Below are 22,413 nucleotides of genomic sequence, written 5' to 3'. Positions count from 1 at the left end.
ATCACCGTATATTATAATCTTATTTTGCTACAGTTTCCGTTGCATCTGCAGTTGCCGGTGCAATTACGCCTGTGCCAAATTTCAAAGGGACATTACTTCCTTTAGGAGACACCCGAAGATAGCCTGACATTTCCTGGTGGAGCGCTGAGCAAAAGTCAGTACAGTAGAACGGAAATATCCCCTGTTTATCTGCATTGAATTTTATTGTAAGGGTCTCACCCGGCATAATTAACAGATCGGCGGTCGGTGAGTTCTTCACGGCGAAACCATGCGGTACATCCCAATCCTGCTCAAGATTAGTGACATGGAAATAAACTTCGTCTCCAACAAAAACGCCTTCAATATTGTCTGGAACCAGATGCGATCTGATCGCAGTCATATAAACATCCACCCGGTTGCCGGTACGAACCACATTGGCTTTCTTTTCGCCCATAGAAACGTATTTATTGTGATTTTTATTGATATCATAGTATTTAACTTGCTGATCTTTTATAATACTTGCAGGTATTGCTTGTCCATAGTGCGGCTCTCCAATAGTTGGGAAGTCAAGTAGTAATTGCATTTTATCCCCTGAAATGTCGAATAACTGGGCCGATTGGCATAGTTCGGGACCGGTTGGCAAATAACGGTCTTTAGTAATTTTGTTATAAGCCACCAGGTATTTGCCATAAGGCTTTCTGGTATCGCCTCCCGGAACCATCAAATGACCGGTTGAATAGAAGGTAGGTGCGCGGTCCAGTACCTTAAGATCGCTTAGCCTCCATTTTACAACCTCGGATGAAAGGAACATAGAGGTGTAAGCATTGCCCCGGCCATCAAATTCGGTATGCAAGGGGCCAAGACCGGGTTTTTTAACTTCACCATGCAGTGCTGCTTCATACTTAATTACCGGGATGCCATAATAATTACCTTCAAATTGCTTGTCTTTTATCGCTTTTATTATTTTGGTGAACGAAAAAACGGGGATCAAAGCTGCCAGTTTACCGCTGCCCACAATGTATTCTCCGGTTGGATCAACATCTGTACCATGAGGGGATTTTGGACATGGTATCATATAAACCATATCAGGGCAATCTTTTGGGTCCAGTAACAATACTTCCTTTTCAATCACGGATGTGGCGGTTTGCTTATCCTCATCATAGGTATTGTGGGCATATGCAGTTGCCATTTTATGCCCTTTGCCTGCCTTTGCATACTCTTCGGCTTTCTTCCAATTTACAGCCACAATGAAATCCTTGTCTTTCTGTGATGCATTTACTTCAAGCAAAGTGTACGCTTGTTCCGTATTGTAGGATGAAAAGAAAAACCAATCATGCGAAGGCCCTTTACCTGCATGGCTCAGGTCAAGGTTCATTCCAGGTAAAATAATTTGAAACGCGATGTTCATATGCCCGCTGTTTTTATCGACGCTAATAAATGAAGCGGTGCTTTTGAAATTTTTCTTAAATGAGCTTATGGGCACATCGGCATTCCCCAGGGGAACAGAAAAACGTGTTCCTGCCACTACGTATTCTGTGTTTTCAGTAATAAACGGCGATGAGTGATTCCCCCCGCTGTTAGGTATTTGCAGAATTTCGGTTGTTTTAAAGGTTTTTAAATCAATCCTGGCAACCCGGGGGGTGTTATTTGCATTGGCAAACAGCCATCGTCCGTCATGAATACCATTAGTTTGAGACAACTCCAGGTGATGTTGATCATCCCATTGTACCAGGCCATTAGTCGTGTTGAGCATCGCCTTGGTTTCTTCACTATATCCATAACCATTTTCCGGGAAAACAGAAAAAACAGGTATAACCTTCAATAGCCGACCCGATGGCAAACCATACACAGTAACCTGCCCGCTAAAGCCTCCGGATACAAAATTGTAAAATTCATCATATTTGCCTGGGGGGACATACACTTTAGATGCTGCATCACCCGCCACCGCTGATTCAGTGGTCTTCATTTTACAGCTTTGGAGAGATGCAACCAGGGCAACTGCGCCAAGCACTAAGAAAAGTTTATTCATGATATTAATATTAATTGTGATTAAAGATTTAATTTTTACCATCATTATTGCGCATATATTCCAGAATATGACGGGCATCGTCATCACTAAGATGTTGATTCGGCATACGGACCATACATCTTTCGACCATAGCTTGCGCTGCTGTATCTTTACTCAGCATCACATCTGTATTGGTAACGAAATTCATGATCCATTCAGGTAATCTTCTGTCTGTAACCCCCTTCCACCCTGGTCCAACTAATTTTTCAGACGTAAGCTTGTGGCAAGCACTACACTTTACATCATAAATGGCTTTACCCTGGCTAACCATGGCCTGGTCAAGCGGGTGGGTAAGCTTTACATCAGTAAACTTGCCGGTGCCTTTGGGATCGTTTGTTTCCGCAGTTGTACCCGCCGTTGAAGAAGTCGCGGTTGAATCAGAGGTAGATTGCTGAGTGCTCCCTCCGCAGCTGTAAATAAAGAAACTGGTTATAACTGTTATAACCAGTGTTGATAAGTAGTGGGTTTTGCTCATTGCTTTACGTATTTGAACTTTATAAATGATTTATTTTTAGAAGCTATCTTTCTGGCAAATTATCGCTGCCATTTATTGTTATTCTATTCGGCCGCTTAAATTGCTGGTGTATTTTCAGACAAATTTGTCCTTAATGAGGGGAATCTCCGTTGACTTAACTCATATAAATTTATGATTTAAATCATATTTATAGTATAAATTAAAAGATATTTTTGTCTGTAATATTACTTATGCAATGTTTATGTTAATAATTTAAGCCAGGTAAAAATTAAGAGATGAGAGGGTTACTTATTGCATTATTGTCGGCAGCAATATTATTTGCAGATTTTAGTTGCAAGCAAGGCGGACATAAAAATTATGCTGCAACAGCAGAGGAGGATGATGAAAAAGATGACGTCGATACAGGAAAACTTGCCCTGGATAATGGTGCCAAATGGAAGGTTGATTCGATTACCGACGCGAATGTTCATAACCTGCAAGACATCCTTCAGAAATTCAATACAACAGGCAAGGAACATTCCTCAACGGATTGCACAAATGTCCAGAATGATCTGCGATATGGGATCGATAAAATGATCAGCGAATGTAAAATGAAAGGACCCAATCACAAGGCATTGCATCAATGGTTGAAACCGCTGATCGGCCAAGTGGGTAACCTAAAAAAGACGATGGGAGTTCCCGATGCTATAGCAGCGTGTAAAGTCATAAAATCCCGGTTAGATATGTACAATCAATATTTTGAATTGTGAGATCCCTTAAAGCCGATGAATAATAGTAAAATCAGAAAATGGAGCACAAGCCACTTAAACGAAGCCCACACATAGTTGCCCTGTCACAGGATCATCATTTAGGGTTGCTTTTTTGCTGGAAAATAAAAGAGGGTTTAAAAAAAGGGATACATTTATCAAGGATCAAGGCTTATCTAAACTATTACTGGCAAAATCACCTTCTTGAACATTTTAGAGAAGAAGAAACATTATTATTCAACGAAATTAATAACGCACTTATTCAGCGTGGCAGAGATGAGCATCTCCTATTATCGAAACTGGCCAATAAAATAGTTCGGGATAATAACTTTAATAATGCTGATTTTCTTTCTTTTGCCGAATTACTGACTAAACATATCAGGTTTGAGGAACGGATACTTTTTCCCCAATTAGAAGCTGAACTACCAACGGCAACCCTGGTAGCCGCCGGCATTTATCTAAATCAACAACATGCAACACATTGTATAGATAACTATCCAGATCAGTTTTGGGTTGACGAAATTAAACCTGTCAAATAACGGTTTTGAAGTGTCAACTGACCGATTTACTCACTTTTTTATTGTGATTTTGTGCATAAAACAGAGTTTTGACTTAAAAAACAAAAGCCTGCAATTATTTGATTTGCAGGCTTTGATCTGTTTTTGACATTGAAATTAGCGGTGAGGGAGGGATTCGAACCCTCGGTACAGTTTCCCGTACGTCAGTTTAGCAAACTGATCCTTTCGGCCTCTCAGGCACCTCACCTTTATTATAAATACAACCCCATTTTTGGGGACTGCAAATATAGTAAATAGGCTAAGCCGTCAAAAAAATATTTCAGTTTTCTGGAAATGCAATAATGCCGGATGAGAAAGCCTGACGGAACGTCCGGCTTTATAATTCATCCATCATCTTCGACGGGAAGATCATCAGCGGTATTTTCTGGTTTAACAGCGCCTTTCTGGTAATACTTTCGCGAAGTATATCCATCAGGAATGATTCTTGGTGATGCACCATCGCTAACATGCCAGCGTCGGTCTCGTCAATAAAGCGGTTGAGCCTGTTTACAATATCAGCGCCTCTGATATTTTGATATGAGATATTTTCGTACCGTATTTTTTTGAATTGGTTCATGAAAGCCAGTTCATCTTCATCAGGAGCCTCTTTTTTTAATCCCGATACATGAACGATCTCCAGTTTAAAATTAAACAAGCCGCCAAGTTTGAGCAGGGATTTAATAGCCACCATATCATCCGCTTCAAAATCGGTAGCGAATACTACTTTGTTTAACTTTTCAAGATCAAATTTTGCCGGAATAAAAAGCACAGGCCTCTTAGCTTTTCTCAGCACTGATTTAGTATCACTTCCGAACAAAATATTCTCGTGCGAGGTTTTATCACGGGCACCCATCATGATGAGTTCGATGTTATTAAGTTTACTTATTTCGGCCACGTTGCTGCCAAGATCGCCTTCTTCTGATAAATAAGTTATCGTGGGCATTTCCGGTTCGATTCCATTTTTTACCGGAATATTTTGCAGGTTTTCCGCAACCAGGCTAAGGTGGTTTTTACTGTGACCCTGTTTATGCATAACTTCGTCAACTGCCCATGATCCTCCTGCATAGGAAGCTATTGTCGGGAGTTTGCTGTAACTGTTAAACAACAGGATATTTGCGTTAAGCTTTTTGCCAAATTCCACCGCTATTTCAGAAGCCTTTGCAGCATTATCAGAGAAATCGGTCAGTACGAGTATCTTTTTCATAATCGGTTGTGCATCTGTCAGCAAAGATTGAATGTTTTGTTATAAGGATAAATGACCTATGTCACATAAGTGGCTGACCTTAAGCATGTCTCTTAGTGCTGTTGTCGGTTTAATTTGTCCGATATTTATAGGAAGCAAAAGTATGTCGCAAAAATCACAGGTTGCGGTCTCTTCAAATAATTTCGGAATATCCGGCTTAAGTTCCGGACAGGTTGCGCTTGCCCGGGGAAAATATGGCGACAACAGGCTGGTTTATAAAAAGAACAACGGTTTTTTTGAGGCATTAAAAGGGCTGGCAGGTGAGCCGATGGTTATTCTTTTGCTTGTCGCATCAGGTATCTATTTGATCAGCGGGAAAACGGGCGATGCTGTGTTCCTGGCTGTCGCTATCGTCCTGGTTTCCGCTATCTCGCTATACCAGGACAAGAAAAGCCGCGATGCCCTGGAAAAACTAAAAGACTACAATCAGCCGGTTTGCAAAGTTATTAGGGACGGAAGGACAATTCAAATAAATACCGGCGACCTGGTAAAGGGTGATAATATCGTTGCCGAAGAAGGGACGCTGATAGCCGCCGACGGGGTTATTGTACATTCAAATGATTTTGCAGTAAACGAATCCCTGCTCACCGGCGAATCATTGCCCGTTTACAAGGACCGTTCGCAAATAGACAATTTGGTCTACAGGGGAACAACCGTTTTCAGCGGGCTGGCTATTGCCGAGGTAACTGCTATTGGCAACGAAACAAAAATCGGTAAGATCGGCAAAAGCCTTGAGTCGATCAAAGAGGAAAAAACCCCGCTTGAAAAACAGATCGGGAATTTCGTCAAGAAAATGGTGCTGGCGGGCATTATCGTTTTCATCATCGTATGGGGCATCAATTACACCCATTCCCGCAACGTACTTGATAGTTTATTAAAAGCGTTGACGCTGGCTATGAGTATCCTGCCCGAAGAGATACCCGTTGCTTTGACCACGTTTATGGCACTCGGCGCCTGGCGGCTGATGAAAATGGGTATCGTGGTAAAGCAAATGAAAACCGTGGAGACATTGGGAAGCGCCACGGTTATCTGCGTTGATAAAACAGGCACCATTACCGAAAACCGGATGACCCTGGCAAAACTTTGCACATGGCCTTCAAAAAAAGTGACCGACCCTGCCGCGAGTTTAGACAGAGAGGGAAAAGAACTCATCAGGACAGCCATGTGGGCAAGTGAACCTATCCCGTTCGACCCTATGGAAATAGCACTTCACGATGCGTATGGGCGGCAGGCGGCTAATGATGAAAGACCCGGATATCGCATGATCCACGAGTATCCGCTTGGCGGTAAACCACCCATGATGACCCACTTGTTTGAAAATGACAAGCATAACAGGATAATTGCCGCCAAGGGAGCTCCCGAAGCTTTAATGGCGGTGGCAAACCTTAGTATAGCAGAAAAGGAGCAGATCATAGAAATTGTTAAAATGATGTCGCAGGATGGCTGCCGGGTATTGGGGGTAGCCGATGCAAGTTTTAAGGGCGACGATTTTCCGGTTGAGCAACAGCAATTTCGCTTTCACTTTAAAGGGCTCGTGGCGTTTTACGATCCACCAAAAAAGAATATAAAGTCGGTTATCGAAGGGTTTTATGCTGCCGGTATCGCTGTAAAGATCATCACTGGCGATAATGCTGCCACAACAACCGCAATAGCTAAGGAGATAGGGTTTAAGGGTTACGAAAAAAGCATGACAGGTGATGAGTTGATGGGCCTGCCCGCGGATGAAATAAGGGCCAGGGTGGCCGAAACAAACATTTTCAGCCGTATGTTCCCCGATGCTAAATTGAAAATAATCGATGCGCTGAAGGCCGGAAACCAGATCGTGGCGATGACAGGTGACGGCGTAAACGATGGCCCGGCTTTGAAAGCGTCTCATATTGGCATCGCAATGGGAAAAAAGGGGACAGAAATAGCCAAGCAAGCTGCTTCGCTGATCCTGCTCGAAGACGATCTCTCTAAAATGCTCGATGCGGTGGCTATGGGCAGAAAGATATATGCTAATCTCAAAAAAGCTATCCAATATATCATATCCATCCATATACCTATTATTCTTACCGTATTTATACCACTGGCGTTGGGATGGATCTACCCTAATATTTTTTCGCCGGTACATGTCATTTTCCTGGAACTGATCATGGGGCCTACATGCTCCATCGCCTATGAGAACGAACCAATGGAGAAGCATATCATGCGGCAAAGCCCACGTCCTTTTGCCGCAACGTTCTTTAACTGGAAGGAACTTGCTACGAGTCTTCTGCAAGGGCTGGCGATAACAACAGGTACGTTAATGATCTACCGCTATTCGGTGTCCCGTGGTTTTGATGAAGCGCTTACCCGTTCGATGGTTTTTACAACCCTGATAGCTGCAAATATTATGCTGACGCTGGTTAACCGGTCATTTTATTATTCTGTTATCACCACCTTGAAGTACCGGAATAATATGATCTACTATATCATCATTTTAACCATATTTATTACTACGGCGCTGATATTTGTTAAAGTACCGGCTGATTTTTTCAGCTTTGAAGCTTTAAGTATAAGTGGATTACTAATTTGCGTGGCGACAGGATCTTTGTCAGTAATTTGGTACGAAGCCGTCAAATGGAGAAAGAGAATCAAGAGTAAATAATTAAAGGAACATGAATGATCAGATATTTACCGATCCGCGACTGTTGGACGATATTAAAAAATTCGCCAGGACGAAAGCCGTTAAAAGAGACGATGTGTTGATAAACCCCGGCGATAAGATACTGTTTGTACCCATTGTGCAGAAGGGGGTTTTGCGTATTGTAAGGCAGGATATGGATGGCAAGGAAATATTTCTTTATCACTTATACCCCGGCCAAACATGCGCCATGGCCATTAATTGCTGCCAGTCGAACAGGGAAAGTATGATCAAAGCCGTTGCTGAAGACGACTCGGAAGTGCTTCAGATACCCGTAAATATTGTGGAGGACTGGTTTAAATACCCCGAATGGAAAGCTTACATCAACAGTACCTACGGCAGCCGTTTTGCCGAACTGATAGAGGTTATCGACCTGGTCGCGTTCCATAATATGGATAAACAGGTACTGCATTACTTGCAGGAACGCTCGAGAGCGGCCGATTCAAAATTCATCCAGATAACTCACCAGCAAATTGCCGACGAATTGCACACGCACCGCGAGGCCATCAGTCGCTTGTTACGTACAATGGAACAAAAAAATATCGTGAAACTCGGCAGGAACACCATCGAACTTTTACCGGCCTAATGGAACAATTGTACCCGTGTTTGATTTCAGGTAGCGATAGATTTGTTTAATAAATCAAGGTTAAATCATGAAAAAGAATATGGGTACAACAGATCGGGTATTACGCTTGCTGGCAGCGGTGGTAATGCTAGTATTGTATTTTACCGGCGCCGTAACCGGAACAATCGCTATTATCTTGCTGGTATTTACAGCAGTTTTTATTCTGACAAGCCTCGTAAGCTTCTGTCCATTATACCCGCTGCTCGGCATTAATACATGCAAAAAAACGCCGGTTAGAAAATAACCAGGCGGATGTTTCGGATCAGTGAGCCCTATCAGTTTTGATATGGGCTTTTTTATTTTATTAAATCGGTATTATCCAACAAATGTTCCAATACGACAACGTGCCCGTCCCGAACTTTGTATCATAAGATCAAAGAAAATGAATAATATATCAGAATTAATGAAGTCGGGTGCCATCGTATTGGATGTGCGGACGCCGGGCGAGTATAGCGAGGGGCATTTCAGTGAAAGCATCAATATTCCATTAAATGAAATACCGGCACGTATTAGCGAGCTTAAGGATAAAAGAGACATCATTGTTTGCTGCGCATCAGGTATCCGGAGCAGTAAGGCGATACGCTTTCTGAAACAAAACGGCATCAATTGCCATGATGGCGGTTCGTGGCTCAATTTAAAAAGTATGTCAAATATTAACACACAGTAAAATGATAAACACTATTAAAAAATTATTTGGGCTCGGCTCAAAAACAGACATGGCGGCGCTTATTGCCAGTGGTGCGGTGATCGTCGATGTACGTTCGCCGGCGGAATATGCTTCGGGTCACATCAGCAATTCGGTCAACATGCCACTGGATAGCCTGCAGGGTCGGTTGTCGAAATTAAAAAAAGGCGTTCCGGTTATTACATGCTGTGCGTCGGGTATGAGAAGCAGAGTGGCCAGGTCGATATTGCAATCAAACGGATTCAAGGTTTACAATGGTGGCAGTTGGAACAATCTGAAGCAATACACAAAATGAATATGTTAAAACAACGAATATTCACCAACTGGAACCTGATGCGGGTGGTACGGCTCGGCCTGGGGCTTTGGCTCCTGGTCATGTCGGTACAGGCGAAGGATGTAGCTATGGTTTTTTTTAGCGCATTTTTCGTGATAACCGCCATTGGTGGCATAGGCTGTTGCAGAGTAAATGGCTGCGCTGCGCCCGGAAACAATAAAGGAGCCCAGCCTTTAACAGAGATTGAGTACGAAGAAATTAAGTAGAGCGAAATGGAATCGAAAACTTTTAATGAGCTGATAAGCGGCACTAAAATGGTGTTGGTAGATTTTTTTGCCGAATGGTGCGGCCCGTGCAAAATGATGAAACCAATACTGGAAGAATTGAAGAACCAAATGGGCGATGAAGTGACGATTCTTAAAGTGGATGTAGAAAAAAATCCTGCAGCGGCCAGGGCCTACAGCATTTCGGGTGTGCCAACTCTGGTACTTTTTAAGGAGGGTAAGCCTGTTTGGCGGCAATCGGGTGTGGTACCGGCCGGTTATTTAAAACAAGTTATTGGAACACATTAAAAACTAAAGAAATGAACACAGAACATATTTATGAAGTAGAGGTAAGCTGGGTGAATAACAGGATCGGCCTTTTATATTCGCCTGAATTAAATGATAGGATTACGGTAGCCACGCCTCCGCAATTTCCAAAAGGAGTGGAGAAGATATGGTCGCCCGAGCACCTGTTTACCTCGGCGGTAAATAGTTGCCTTATGACCACTTTTTTGGCAATAGCCGAAAATTCCAAACTGGATTTTGAAAGTTTCACGTCAAAAGCACTTGGAAAACTTGAATTGGTTGACAATAAGTATATAATGAGCGAGGTTACGCTGATGCCGCAAATAACCATAACCAGGGAAGAAGACAGGGAGCGGGCATTACGCATATTGCAAAAATCGGAAGCTGCCTGTCTTATCTCTAATTCAATTAAGTCAGCGATAAAACTTGTCCCGGAGATCATTATCAGCTCGTCAGTTGCAGCCTGAATTAGTCTCCATTAGTGCGCGACAGTTTCACCGGAGTAGGAGTAAAACAAAGGCATTTCGATGTCCGTAACCAAAACAGGATCGATTGATTAAATTATCTTTTTAAAAAATATTTGCAGCAACGTTTTAAAATCTTACTTTTGCAGCCCCGACGGGGTGTAGCGTAGCCCGGTATCGCGCCACATTTGGGATGTGGAGGCCGCAGGTTCGAATCCTGCCACCCCGACTAAACCGGTAAAAGTCTTGACGATAGTCAAGGCTTTTTTTGTTTTCGGAATGTCCTAAATTTTTTCAGCTACATGAAGAAAATAAAAACGCCGGGAGCACAATGGAGCCCGTTCCCTGGCTATTTTATTTTGTCGGATAAGGGCACCAATTTAGCTTTCAGGTCGGGCTCTTTCATGTTTTTATCCAGTGGGAAAATAGGTCTTATTAATCGCTTATAAGGCAGATGTTCGATGTCCTGGTCCACGCCGCCCGGTGTTAGCGCCAGCAGCCAGTCGGCACGCATGGCATAAAGTTCAGGTTCAAGGTAACCTATCTTCACTACAACAATGTCTGCCGTCCGCGGGTTAAGCCCCAGTTTTGTAAAATCCTTTTCGTGGTGGTATGGTTTTCTTTTTTGTGTGACGATGATGTGCACGCTTCCCATTTTTATGGAGGCTTCCACTTCGGCATCAACATCACCTTTCACAATGGATTCCACCGTACCCGCAATATGCACAGGTGGCGCAAGCCGCGAGTCTACTTTAGCGCCTGCATAGCCGTCCACATGCCCGCCAACACCAGCTGCTATTGCCTTTTTGATCAGGTCGGGACCCGGGATCGAGGCATAAAGCAGCGACGGCCCTTTATCTGTTTTAAATTCCGGCCGCTTCAATATTTGCGTTAAGGTCCAGGTTACATCTCCGGCGCCGCCGGCTGTCGGGTTATCACCCGAGTCGCTGATATAGAAAGGATGTTTTTTACTGGCGACCGCCTTGTCCAGGCATTCCTTTAAATTGCCGGTAGGCGCCACAAACTTAAACTGTTCCCGCACATCCCAAAAACTTTTGGCCAGGTATTCGGCTGTTCGGGTCACTTTGGCTTTATCATCGCCGGTTACCATAACCACTGCATGGTTTCGTGGTTCATCTGCCCAGGCGTAACCTATCCATATCGCAGCATCAACAACGCCCGGTTGTATAGCAGCCGGCCATACTTTCTGGTATAAACTTTTGCCGGGTTCTATCCTGGTGCTGGTCTTTTCGCCGGGTAATAAAATAGGTACTGCTATATACGCTTTGTACGCAGGCTTGCCTTTGCCGCTCACAAGCCGGTCTATCAGGTTGGTTACTGCACGGCGTTTGGTTTGCAGCGCATCCTCGTGCGGGGCCATTCGGTAGCAGGTGATCAGGTCGCTGTTCTCCGCCAATCGCCATGATACGTTGCCATGCAAGTCCATAGCTGTTGAAATGATAGTCTTTTTGCCAACTACTTTCCTTATCCGCACAATGAAATCCCCCTCAGGGTCATCCAAACCAACCACACTCATTGCACCATGAATATCGTAGAACAAACCGTCGTATGGGCCATGTTTTTTCAGCGAGTCCAGCGTCTTCCGCACCAGCGACTCATACGCCGCCCGGGTAACAGCACCTCCCGGCAAGGCATGCCCGTCTATTGCCGGCACCCATACTGCAGCTTTACGGACGGCAGAGTCGGGCGCCCAGAAAGGATAGATGGAGAAAATATCGTTACCATATTTTGCATGAAATGCAGCCTCTTCCGTCAACGCCGGCGAAAAGGTGCTCGATTCGATGCCCAAACCTGCTATTGCAATGCGTGGCAGGCGTTTACCCGGTGAATAGGGCTGCGCCATAACCAACGATCCGGTCAGGCAAAAGATCATAGCGTAGAAGAGTTGTTTCATAGCAGTAAGAAGAGGCTAAATTCTGTTTCTCAAATATATTGATTTTTAACCGCACCAAACTCAATGCCCATTGAGGCAACCCAGCAGCCCTTAAATAAGTAATATAGATATTAAGCGTGGGATGATCGTGCGGCGCTTTTCCGATGATTATCGCACATTTGTTTCGGCGATATACTTTGTTACTTTGAAAATGTTAGTGCTTATCTTTAATAATGTTACCGGCATATACTGTATCGCTCAGCAAACTATAAGTAAAATATAGCGACGATATCGTATCAAAAAAGAGTTATGAAATATATCTCTGGCTTATTTATATGTTTGTTCATAGCTATAACCGGGTGTAAGAAATCTTATAAGCCGCCTGTAATTACGGCGCCGGGCAGCTATTTGGTTGTGGAAGGCGTAATAAACGCAGGTCCGGGTAAAACCACTATCCTGCTCAGCAAAACGGTCGACCTCTCCAGCTCAAATACGGTCAACCCGGTTTTAAATGCGTCCATAACGATCGAAAGTGACAAAGGGGCGAATTTTCCCGTACCGGAAGACGGACATGGAAGATATGTATCGGCTAACCTGTTCCTCGACATTACTGCAAAATATCGCCTGCATATCCGGACGGCGGATAATCATGAATATCTCTCGGATTTTGTACCGGTGACAAATTCGCCGCCTGTTGACAATGTGAGTTTTACCGTTAAAAACAATGGGATCCAAATATATGTAAGTACGCACGATGCAACAAATACCACGCACTTTTATCGTTGGGAGTACGAGGAGACCTGGGTGCTGCATACCGCATTTTTTTCCCTTTTCAAATCAAATGGCGATACCGTGCTGGAACGTGACCTGGATAACGACCAAATATATCAATGCTGGCGTTCCGACACATCGACCACAATTACACTGGGCACAAGCTCTGGCCTGTCGGCCGACGTTATCAACAACGCGCCGATTACCTTTGTTGAAGCGGGATCGCGCAAACTCGATGGTAAGCAAAGCCAGGTATTTACACAGAAACAGCCGGAGACCAATGCCTATAGTATCCTGGTAAAGCAGTTTGCCCTAACCGGCGATGCCTATCGTTACTGGATAAACATCAAGAAGAATACCCAGGACATCGGCAGGGTATTTGACCCTCAGCCTACGGAGATCCGCGGCAATATCCACTCGGTTACCAACCCGTTGGAACCCGTGCTTGGTTATATAAGCGCAGGTACTACAACCACCAAAAGGCTATTCATAGCCAATGGGGACATACCTACCGTATGGACACTCAACTCACCGTATGACGACTGCCGCATGGATTCGCTATTCCTTGATACATTATTGAGAGGACATTTGGAACGGATAAACCAGGAAAATACAGCCTTTAACCTGAATAGGGGCACCGAAACCAATGTGCTGCAAATACCTGTATTGGGTATATATGATCCGCTTACCGGCAAAATAATAGGTCATACCGGGTCGTCGCCTTATTGTGTTGATTGCACGCTGCAGGGTACTAACAAAGTGCCCGATTTTTGGCAATTTACCAATCAGTAGGCGGTTTACCGGGTTATTGGTCGGCAGGTTTTTATATTGATTTTTCCTTATAAAAACATGCTGCTCCGGGACAGGATAGCTCAATTTAACATTATTTAACATTTAAAGGTCGAATTTTTGTTGGCATTAAATTGACAGGGTGGTTAAGTTTGCCCAGTCAAAACAAAAAAGTTTTCATGGAAGATTTAAATACGAATGCCGGGCATCCGTCTACCGATGCACCGGCAGGGACTTCATCTTATTCGACAGACATCAGGGCTATTAACGAAATGATACAGCGTGAAAGCGCCTTTGTTGATCTTTTAAAAATGGAAATGGACAAAGTAATTGTGGGCCAGAAATACATGGTTGAGCGGCTGATGATAGGTTTGCTTGCCGATGGTCACATTCTACTGGAAGGCGTGCCGGGATTGGCTAAAACACTTGCGATCAATACGCTTTCCAAAGCCATACAGGCCGACTTCAGCCGCATACAGTTTACCCCCGATCTGCTGCCTGCCGACCTTATCGGTACGATGATCTATAACCAGAAAAAAGAGGAGTTTATAGTCAGAAAGGGCCCCCTGTTTTCGAACCTGATCCTGGCCGATGAAATAAACCGAGCCCCGGCCAAGGTGCAAAGCGCGCTGTTGGAAGCAATGCAGGAACGACAGGTCACCATTGGCGACCATACTTTCCCGCTACCAAGCCCGTTCCTGGTACTGGCAACGCAGAATCCTATCGAGCAGGAAGGGACCTACCCGCTGCCCGAAGCACAGGTGGACCGTTTTATGCTGAAGGTAGTGATAGGCTACCCGAATAAAGAAGATGAGAAGAAAATTATACGAGCCAACATAGCGCCACAAGGCATGCTGAAACCCAGTCCTGTTGTAAAGCCGGAAGATATTGTGCGCGCCCGCCAGGTGGTAAGGGAGGTATACATGGACGAAAAGATAGAGCAGTATATCATCGACATTGTTTTTGCGACGCGCTATCCAGAGCAATATAAACTATCGGCCTATAAAAATCTCATCGGTTTTGGCGCGTCTCCAAGGGCAAGTATTAACCTGGCCTTGGCGGCAAAAGCTTACGCGTTTATAAAACGAAGGGGTTATGTGATCCCCGAAGATGTGCGGGCGATCTGTCACGATGTATTGCGGCACCGTATCGGGCTTACCTATGAAGCCGAAGCCGAAAACATGACCAGCGAAGATATTATTACCGGTATCCTGAACGCGGTTGAAGTACCTTAATAGCGATGGCAAAAGACACCAAAGAGCTGCTTAAAAAGGTAAGAAAGATAGAGATTAAAACCCGCGGACTAAGCAATCACCTGTTTTCGGGCGAATATCATTCGGCTTTCAAGGGGAGGGGTATGGCTTTTGCAGAGGTGCGCGAATACCAGCTGGGCGACGAGATAAGGACCATCGATTGGAATGTTACCGCCCGGTTTAACCATCCCTACGTCAAAACTTTCGACGAGGAAAGGGAGCTGACGGTGATGCTGCTGATGGATGTAAGCGGTTCGGGCAACTTTGGTACCATTAACCAGCAGAAGCTGGACCTGGCTACGGAAATATGTGCCGTACTGGCATTTTCAGCCATTCAAAATAATGATAAGGTTGGGGTGATATTCTTTAGCGATAAGATAGAGAAATTCATCCCGCCGAAAAAGGGCCGCAGCCACATCCTGATGATCATCCGGGAACTGATCGATTTTAAGCCCCAAAACACGGGAACTAATGTAGCTGAAGCGCTTAAGTATTTTACGAGTGCGATAAAAAAGCGATGCACGGCTTTCATTATATCCGACTTTATCAGTCCCGAATTTGAAGCCGAACTGAAGATCGCCAACAAAAAGCACGACATCATCGCCTTAAGGCTGTTTGATAAGCATGAAGAAGAGTTCCCCGACCTGGGATTGATACCGGTGAAGGACGAAGAGACAGGCGAAGTGATGTGGATAAATACCGGCGACAAAAAAGTGAGGGATGCTTTTAAAATAGATGCTTTAAAACGCAATGCCCATGTGAAGGAAGTATTCAGCCGCTCGGGTGTAGATACAGCGGGTATTGGCACGCACGAATCGTATGTTAAACCATTAATGACATTATTTAAAAAACGGGAAAGAAGAAGGTGATAAAATGAAGAACCAGTTTTTCAGAATTGTCCTGGCTTTGATAATGTTAACCTGTTCCATTTACAAAGCAGGTGCACAGAATATACAGGCCGAAGCCAAGCTGCAGCAATATACCATCCGGATAGGCGATCAAACCAAACTATTCATCAGCGTTCATCAGCCGGCAAAGGCGCACGTTAATTTTCCTAAGTTGACGGATACCATTACAGGCAAGGTGGTGATAGTAAAAGCTAACAAACCTGATACCGCCTACGACAAGGATAACCATAATGCTTTCACGGTAACTCAAAGCTACCTTATTACTTCCTTTGATGCCGGTACTTATACTATTCCGACTTTTTCGATAGGCTCAGAGGGTGGGGTATTGAAAACTAATGAACTGACCTTACAGGTTGAAACCGTAAAAGTAGATACTACAAAAGCCATTTATGATATTAAGCAGCCGATGGCCGTGGTTTATACGTTTTGGGACTGGCTGCACGATAATTGGTACTGGGTAGCGGGGCCCCTGTTGGTTATCGCCGTTGTAATTGCAATTGTCTTATACCTGCGGAAACGGCCGAAGGCAGAACCTGTTGTCCGGGTAGCTAAACCGGCCACGCCGCCCCATGCCATTGCTTTAAATAAATTGAAGGAATTGCGCGACAAAAAGCTATGGCAACAGGAGCAGGTGAAACAATATCATATAGAATTAAGTGATATTATCCGCGAATATGTTGAACAGCGGTACGAGATAAAAACACACGAAAAAACTACCGATGAAATATTTGCCAGCTTAAAGTACACAGACATTGCCGGCGTGAACAAGGAGCTGTTAAGACAGATTTTAGTTTTGGCCGACCTGGTGAAATTTGCAAAGGAAAAGCCGCTGCCCGCTGATAACGAACAAAGCATGGATAATGCTATTGCCTTTGTAAGCCAAACGCAAAGGTTTTACAGCGAAGAAAATAAGGAAAGGGGCAAAACTGATGTTTAAAGGAATCGAATTTGCCCAGCCGTTGTTCTTTTGGTTGCTCGTTATCATTCCGGTAATGATAGCATGGTATATATGGCGCGAACAAAAATTGCAAGGCAGCTTAAGCGTGTCGGCAGTTAAGGGGTTTTCCGTTTCGGCAAAAAACATCCTCCCAACGATGCGGCATTTGGGCATTGTTCTAAGGTCACTTGCTGTTGCTGCTTTGATCGTCGCGCTTGCCAGGCCGCAAACTTCATTAAGCTGGCAAAATACCACCACCGAAGGTATCGATATTGTCATCGCATCCGATATTTCGGGAAGCATGCTTGCAGAGGATTTCACGCCGAACCGGCTGGAGGCAGGAAAAAACATTGCCATCGATTTTATCAAGGCCCGCCCCGACGATAGGATAGGCCTGGTTATATTCAGCGGCGAAAGCTTTACTCAATGCCCGCTTACTATTGACCATGACGTACTGATCAACCTTTTTAAAGATGTTAAAAACGGCATGATAGATGACGGTACGGCAATTGGCATGGGGTTGGCGACGGCTGTGAACAGGCTAAAGGATAGCGAAGCAAAAAGCAAAGTGATCATCCTGCTTACCGATGGATCGAACAATACGGGCTCGATACCGCCGGTCACTGCTGCCGAGATAGCAAAACAATTTAATATCCGGGTTTATACGGTGGGCATAGGCACACATGGCTATGCCCCTTACCCGGTACAAACGCCATTTGGCATCCAGTACCAGCGGATGCCGGTGGACGTTGACGAGGGAACGCTTACCAAAATTGCCAATATTACCGGTGGAAAATATTTCAGGGCCACGGATAATCGAACGCTCAAGAATATTTATGAGCATATCGACCAGATGGAGAAGGCAAAGATTGCCGTGACGCAATATCATAAAAAGACGGAACTGTTTTTGCCTTTTGCACTGATAGCGCTTTTGTGTTTGACGGTAGAGTTTTTATTAAAGAATACCTGGTTGAAAGGAGCGCTGACCTGATGCTGCGATTTGCAAATATCGAGTTTTTGTGGGGCCTGGCTGTAATCCCTGGTTTTATCCTGCTTTATATTGTGGTAAGCAGGTGGAAAAAGCGCGCCTTTGCCCGGCTTGGAGATAAAAATGTAGTTACGTTGCTTATACCGCAGGTGTCGTTTTCCAGGCCCTGGCTTAAATTCATCCTGTTTATTATTGCCTATGCAGCAATGATAATCGCTGCTGCCGACCCGCAGATCGGCTCGAAAATGGAAGAGGAAAAACGCAAAGGCGCCGACCTGATGATATTGCTCGATGTTTCGAACAGTATGCTTTCGCAGGATATGTCGCCTAACCGGCTCGAGAACGCCAAACTGGCCATTACGCAACTGATAGATAACCTGCATAACGACCGCATCGGCATCATCGTTTTTGCAGGCGAAGCCTATGTGCAGTTGCCTGTCACCACCGATTATTCTGCCGCTAAGCTGTTCCTGAATACCATCAATACTAATATGGTGCCCACGCAGGGCACAGCAATCGGAGCTGCAATAGACCTCGGGATGAAATCCTTTGATTTTAAGGATGGTACCGGTAAAGCGATGATCATCATAACCGATGGGGAGAATCACGAGGACGACGCAGTTGCCGCCGCACGCAATGCTGCTGATAAGGATGTGATGGTTAATGTAATTGGTATGGGGTCGGAAAATGGGGCACCGATACCGGTTTATCAAAACGGTAAAGAGGTGGGTTTCCATACAGATAGTGCCGGGCACACGGTGGTAAGCAAATTGAACGAGGATATGTGTAAGGAGATAACTGCCGCTGGCAAGGGCGCGTACGTAAGGGCCACAAATGCCAACAGCGGCCTTAATATTGTGATGGACCAGATAGGTAAAGTTCAGCGGAAAACCTACGACAGCAAAATGTTTAAGGACTTTGAGGACCGTTTTCAATTCTTCCTTGGCTTTGCATTTGTATTGCTGGTTGTTGAGTTTTTTATTTCGAACCGTAAAAATCTGAAAATAAGCGGTTTGAGGCTATTTGAAGTGAAAAAGACATGAGGTATTTGATCGTAGTCGTATTATTTTTATGGGTGTGCCCGCGGCTTTTGGCGCAGGAAAAGAGCTATATCAAAAAGGGGAACAAACTTTACAGCGAAAAGCAATACAAGGAGGCGGAGGATAATTACCGAAAATCTGTCGCCAAAAAAAGCGAGAATGTGGAGGGTAATTTTAACTTAGGCGATGCTCTTTACAAGCAAAAGAAATTTGCCGATGCCGGCGCTCAGTTTGATAAACTGGCCCAATCGGAAGGGAAAAACAAGATACTGACCGCGCAGGCCTATCATAACCTGGGTAATTCGCTGCTTGAAAATAAGAAGCTGGAGGAAAGTATTGAAGCTTATAAAAAAGCGCTGCTTAATAACCCAAAGGACGACGAAACACGCTATAACCTCGCCTATGCCCAGGAAAAGCTGAAAAAGCAGCAGCAACAGAACAAAAATAATAAGAACAACAAGAATAATAAGGATAACAAAGATCAGCAGAAACAGGATAACAAGAACAATAAAAACGATCAGAATAAAGACAAAAAGGATCAGAACAAAGACCAAAATAAGCCGGATCAGGATAAAAAAGACCAGCAGAAACAGCAAAATCCGGATAAGCTGTCGAAAGACGATGCAGAGCGGATGCTCGATGCATTGAACAACGACGAAAAGCAAACCCAGGAGAAACTAAAAAACAAAAAATTGAAAGGGGCCAGGGTAAAGATCGATAAGGATTGGTAACCTTTTTATAGCAATGAAAGCCAGGTATCTCATATTTATAGTATTGTTGTTTGCCATCAGGCCGGTGCTTGCGCAGGATGTGAAATTTACAGCATCCGCGAGCAAAACAACGGTTGGTACAGGAGAACAATTCGAGGTCAGTTTTTCGTTGAATGGCAATGGCGGACAATTCGATCCCCCGGATTTTGGGAATTTCCAGATATTGTCTGGCCCGAACATGTCTACCAGTATGGAGTCCATCAACGGTAATACAACCGTAAGCAGTTCGTACGGCTTTATTTTGATGCCGATAAAGGAAGGCGAATATACCATCGCCCCTGCTTCTGTAGTAGTAAACGGACGCAGGCTTAGCACAAATCCCATCAAAATAAAGGTGGTAAAAGGCAGGCCGGTACCACAGGGAAACCAGGCACAAAGCGGGCCCGACAACAGCATTGCAGAAGGCAACACGGCCGATCTTTCCAAATCTATTTTTATAAAAGCCATAACCGATAAAAATAGTGTGTACCAGGGGCAGCAATTGGTGCTCACTTTCCGGCTGTACACCAAAGTAGATATCGAACAGAGCCAGGTAGACAATGTGCCCGATCTGAATGGTTTTTGGAACGAGGATATCAAACTGCCGCAGCAAACCCAATGGCGCGTTGAGTCATACAAAGGTGCCAGGTACAATGTTGCTGATATCAAGAAAAATATCCTGTTCCCCGAACATGCCGGCAATATCACCATCGACCCTATGAAGATGACCTTTATATTACGGGTGCAGGCACCGTCGAGGGATGTTTTTGACCAGTTTTTCGGCACTTATAAAGAGGTAAAATATAAAGTGAGCAGCACACCACTTGTGGTGCATGTAAGACCGCTTCCCGATGCGGGCAAGCCGGCAGGCTTTACCGGTGCCGTAGGGAATTTTAGCGTACAGAGTTCGGTTGACAAAACGGAGCTCAAAGCCAACGAGGCCCTCAACTATAAAGTGAAGGTGAGCGGCTCGGGCAATATCAAGCTTTTGAAAACACTCAACACCGGTTTCCCTGCCGATTTTGAGAAATATGATCCGAAAATAACCGACTCCGTTGATGAGAACGAGAATGGCGTATCGGGCACCCGGATATATAATTATTTGCTTATTCCCCGGCACCAGGGCGACTTCGATATCGGGCCGCTTAAGTTTTCCTATTTTAATCCTGCTACGGGCAGATACACCACGCTCAACGGCAAAGGTTTCCACATCAAGGTTGCCAAAGGTTTATCAGAAAGTAACGTGACAGCATTTTCAGCCGATAAACGGGATGTGAAAATGCTTGAAAAAGATATCCGGTATATCAAAACAAGCGATGCGGGCCTCTCGAAAGCAGGCGATCAATTCTTTGGGTCTTTCGGATATTATTTGATATTATTGATAGGCCCTGTGGTATGCTATGGCGCCTACGCTTACCGCAACAGGTTGCGCAAATACAACAGCGATGTGGTTATGGTAAAAAGCAAGCGCGCCGGTAAGGTTGCCGCTAAACATTTGGCCAATGCCCAAAAACAACTGCTGGCCAATAATACAAAGGCGTTTTACGAAGATATTTCAAAGGGTCTTTATGGATATTTAAGCGATAAGTTAAATATTCAATATGCTCACCTCGACAGGGAAACCATTGTTTCGGCCCTACAGGCAAGGCCGGTCGGCCAACTGCTCACACAGCAGTTGCTGGATACGCTTGATCTTTGCGAAATGGCCCGTTACGCCCCGGTAACCCATATTTCGGAAAAAGAGGTTTTTGAAAAGGCAAAAGGGATTATTAATGACATTGAAAATGAGATTTAAGAGATCGCTTAAGATACTGTTGCTTTTTGGATGGTTTTTGTTGCCGTTATTTTGTTTTGGCGACAGCCAGGCCGGCGAGCGGTTTTTGCAGGCCAATGCCTTGTATGGAAAAGGACAGTACAGTGCTGCCGCAAAGGAGTATAAAAAATTGATGGATGATGGGTACGCGTCTGCCGCCCTTTATTTCAATGCGGGCAACGCAAGCTATAAAAACGGCGACATCGCGTCGGCAATACTCTATTATGAAAAAGCCCGCAAACTTTCACCCGGCGACGACGATATCAATTTCAATCTCAAATACGCCAATTTAAAGACGGTCGATAAAGTGGATGCGGCCCCTGAGTTTTTCCTGACCAGGTGGTGGAAAGGGCTTATCTTAAGCCTTTCATTAAAAACGCTGTCCATGCTCAGCATTATTTTAGTGCTGGCCGGTTCGGCGGCATTGATACTTTATTTCTTTGCTGAAGCCGTTAATATAAAAAAGGCAGCTTTTTATTTGGCCGTGGCGTTGTACATTTGCGGCCTTTGCGCTGTTTTCATCGCGGGCAGTCAATCCGGCTATTTTGCCGATCATCGCCAGGCTATCGTTTTCACAAGTACCGTTAACGTGAAAAGCGGACCTGCAGAACGGGCGAGTACCCTGTTTGTCCTTCACGATGGTACCAAAGTGGATATACTTGACGATAATAACGGCTGGGTAAAGATCCGGTTAGCCAATGGAAATGAAGGGTGGATACAGCAGCCAGATATCAAAGAGATGTGATGCTTACCTGCTGAGCTAAGCTTTGCCTTTGAATTTGACGCGAAACACCCGGTGATATGCCGCATTTGCACATTTCATTATTCGCGATTGCCGGCTAACTTTACTGCCGCTAATCTGATCGTCGTTATGAAAATAGTAAGGGTACATTATACCACCACCGCTGAATTTGCACCAAG

General features: G+C 44.6%; 23 protein-coding genes and 2 tRNA genes. 20 read left to right on the top strand and 5 right to left on the bottom strand.

Annotated elements, in window-relative coordinates; all coding sequences use genetic code 11:
• Positions 1-19: 19 nt before the first annotated feature.
• Positions 20-2,008 (bottom strand): Sec-dependent nitrous-oxide reductase, encoded by a 1,989-nt coding sequence (gene nosZ, locus VL525_RS06475; RefSeq protein WP_325384578.1) that lies wholly within the window; start codon positions 2,006-2,008, stop codon positions 20-22.
• Between the two features lie 28 nt (positions 2,009-2,036).
• Positions 2,037-2,522, bottom strand: a complete 486-nt coding sequence (locus VL525_RS06470; RefSeq protein ID WP_325384576.1) for a cytochrome c — start codon at positions 2,520-2,522, stop codon at positions 2,037-2,039.
• Between the two features lie 275 nt (positions 2,523-2,797).
• Here VL525_RS06470 and VL525_RS06465 point away from each other — a divergent pair, with 275 nt between their 5' ends.
• Positions 2,798-3,271 carry a hypothetical protein gene (locus VL525_RS06465; RefSeq protein ID WP_325384574.1) on the top strand — a complete coding sequence of 158 codons (474 nt, stop codon included), beginning with the start codon at positions 2,798-2,800 and terminating at the stop codon, positions 3,269-3,271.
• A gap of 38 nt (positions 3,272-3,309) precedes the next feature.
• Positions 3,310-3,807 carry a hemerythrin domain-containing protein gene (locus VL525_RS06460; RefSeq protein WP_325384572.1) on the top strand — a complete coding sequence of 166 codons (498 nt, stop codon included), beginning with the start codon at positions 3,310-3,312 and terminating at the stop codon, positions 3,805-3,807.
• A 139-nt stretch (positions 3,808-3,946) separates the two neighbouring features.
• Here the strand turns inward: VL525_RS06460 and VL525_RS06455 are convergent.
• Positions 3,947-4,033 (bottom strand) — tRNA-Ser (locus tag VL525_RS06455).
• Positions 4,034-4,162: 129 nt separating this feature from the next.
• A complete protein-coding gene (locus VL525_RS06450; protein WP_325384570.1) occupies positions 4,163-5,029 on the bottom strand; it encodes a universal stress protein in 867 nt (288 codons plus the stop codon).
• Positions 5,030-5,171: 142 nt separating this feature from the next.
• Between VL525_RS06450 and VL525_RS06445 the strand changes: the two genes are divergently transcribed.
• The 9 genes from VL525_RS06445 (at position 5,172) to VL525_RS06405 (ending at position 10,579) form a co-directional block, all read left to right on the top strand.
• Positions 5,172-7,697 carry a cation-translocating P-type ATPase gene (locus VL525_RS06445; protein WP_325384568.1) on the top strand — a complete coding sequence of 842 codons (2,526 nt, stop codon included), beginning with the start codon at positions 5,172-5,174 and terminating at the stop codon, positions 7,695-7,697.
• Positions 7,698-7,707: 10 nt separating this feature from the next.
• Complete coding sequence (locus VL525_RS06440; RefSeq protein ID WP_325384566.1) at positions 7,708-8,319, top strand: Crp/Fnr family transcriptional regulator; 612 nt, start codon at positions 7,708-7,710, stop codon at positions 8,317-8,319.
• A gap of 67 nt (positions 8,320-8,386) precedes the next feature.
• Positions 8,387-8,602, top strand: a complete 216-nt coding sequence (locus VL525_RS06435) for a DUF2892 domain-containing protein (protein ID WP_325384564.1) — start codon at positions 8,387-8,389, stop codon at positions 8,600-8,602.
• Between the two features lie 138 nt (positions 8,603-8,740).
• Positions 8,741-9,025, top strand: a complete 285-nt coding sequence (locus VL525_RS06430) for a rhodanese-like domain-containing protein (protein ID WP_325384562.1) — start codon at positions 8,741-8,743, stop codon at positions 9,023-9,025.
• Position 9,026: 1 nt separating this feature from the next.
• A complete protein-coding gene (locus VL525_RS06425) occupies positions 9,027-9,338 on the top strand; it encodes a rhodanese-like domain-containing protein (protein ID WP_325384560.1) in 312 nt (103 codons plus the stop codon).
• A gap of 2 nt (positions 9,339-9,340) precedes the next feature.
• Positions 9,341-9,583: a hypothetical protein gene (locus VL525_RS06420; protein WP_325384558.1), complete on the top strand. Its 243-nt coding sequence runs from the start codon at positions 9,341-9,343 to the stop codon at positions 9,581-9,583.
• Positions 9,584-9,589: 6 nt separating this feature from the next.
• A complete protein-coding gene (gene trxA / locus VL525_RS06415; RefSeq protein WP_325384556.1) occupies positions 9,590-9,889 on the top strand; it encodes a thioredoxin in 300 nt (99 codons plus the stop codon).
• A gap of 11 nt (positions 9,890-9,900) precedes the next feature.
• Entirely contained in the window at positions 9,901-10,353 is a 453-nt protein-coding gene (locus VL525_RS06410; RefSeq protein WP_325384554.1) for an OsmC family protein, read from the top strand.
• 152 nt (positions 10,354-10,505) lie between these two features.
• A tRNA-Pro gene (locus tag VL525_RS06405) sits at positions 10,506-10,579 on the top strand.
• A 120-nt stretch (positions 10,580-10,699) separates the two neighbouring features.
• Here the strand turns inward: VL525_RS06405 and VL525_RS06400 are convergent.
• Complete coding sequence (locus VL525_RS06400) at positions 10,700-12,265, bottom strand: M81 family metallopeptidase (protein ID WP_325384552.1); 1,566 nt, start codon at positions 12,263-12,265, stop codon at positions 10,700-10,702.
• Positions 12,266-12,553: 288 nt separating this feature from the next.
• Between VL525_RS06400 and VL525_RS06395 the strand changes: the two genes are divergently transcribed.
• The 9 genes from VL525_RS06395 (at position 12,554) to VL525_RS06355 (ending at position 22,237) form a co-directional block, all read left to right on the top strand.
• Entirely contained in the window at positions 12,554-13,807 is a 1,254-nt protein-coding gene (locus VL525_RS06395) for a DUF4249 domain-containing protein (protein WP_325384550.1), read from the top strand.
• A 269-nt stretch (positions 13,808-14,076) separates the two neighbouring features.
• On the top strand, positions 14,077-15,039 hold the full coding sequence (locus VL525_RS06390; protein ID WP_414684726.1) for an AAA family ATPase: 963 nt from the start codon (positions 14,077-14,079) through the stop codon (positions 15,037-15,039).
• A 5-nt stretch (positions 15,040-15,044) separates the two neighbouring features.
• Positions 15,045-15,926 (top strand): DUF58 domain-containing protein, encoded by an 882-nt coding sequence (locus tag VL525_RS06385; protein WP_325384546.1) that lies wholly within the window; start codon positions 15,045-15,047, stop codon positions 15,924-15,926.
• Positions 15,927-15,930: 4 nt separating this feature from the next.
• Positions 15,931-16,902 (top strand): hypothetical protein, encoded by a 972-nt coding sequence (locus tag VL525_RS06380; RefSeq protein ID WP_325384544.1) that lies wholly within the window; start codon positions 15,931-15,933, stop codon positions 16,900-16,902.
• Positions 16,895-17,893 (top strand): VWA domain-containing protein, encoded by a 999-nt coding sequence (locus VL525_RS06375; protein WP_325384542.1) that lies wholly within the window; start codon positions 16,895-16,897, stop codon positions 17,891-17,893. Before VL525_RS06380 ends, VL525_RS06375 begins: the two co-directional genes overlap by 8 nt.
• Entirely contained in the window at positions 17,893-18,933 is a 1,041-nt protein-coding gene (locus tag VL525_RS06370; RefSeq protein ID WP_325384540.1) for a VWA domain-containing protein, read from the top strand. Before VL525_RS06375 ends, VL525_RS06370 begins: the two co-directional genes overlap by 1 nt.
• A complete protein-coding gene (locus tag VL525_RS06365) occupies positions 18,930-19,661 on the top strand; it encodes a tetratricopeptide repeat protein (RefSeq protein ID WP_325384538.1) in 732 nt (243 codons plus the stop codon). The genes VL525_RS06370 and VL525_RS06365 overlap by 4 nt, the downstream gene beginning before the upstream one ends.
• Positions 19,662-19,674: 13 nt before the next feature.
• Positions 19,675-21,474: a BatD family protein gene (locus VL525_RS06360; protein WP_325384536.1), complete on the top strand. Its 1,800-nt coding sequence runs from the start codon at positions 19,675-19,677 to the stop codon at positions 21,472-21,474.
• On the top strand, positions 21,464-22,237 hold the full coding sequence (locus tag VL525_RS06355; protein WP_325384534.1) for a tetratricopeptide repeat protein: 774 nt from the start codon (positions 21,464-21,466) through the stop codon (positions 22,235-22,237). The genes VL525_RS06360 and VL525_RS06355 overlap by 11 nt, the downstream gene beginning before the upstream one ends.
• Positions 22,238-22,413 lie beyond the last annotated feature (176 nt).

The sequence above is a fragment of the Mucilaginibacter sp. genome, from assembly GCF_035492695.1.
Taxonomy (GTDB): domain Bacteria; phylum Bacteroidota; class Bacteroidia; order Sphingobacteriales; family Sphingobacteriaceae; genus Mucilaginibacter.
This window is presented reverse-complemented; position numbering and strand designations above follow the sequence as displayed.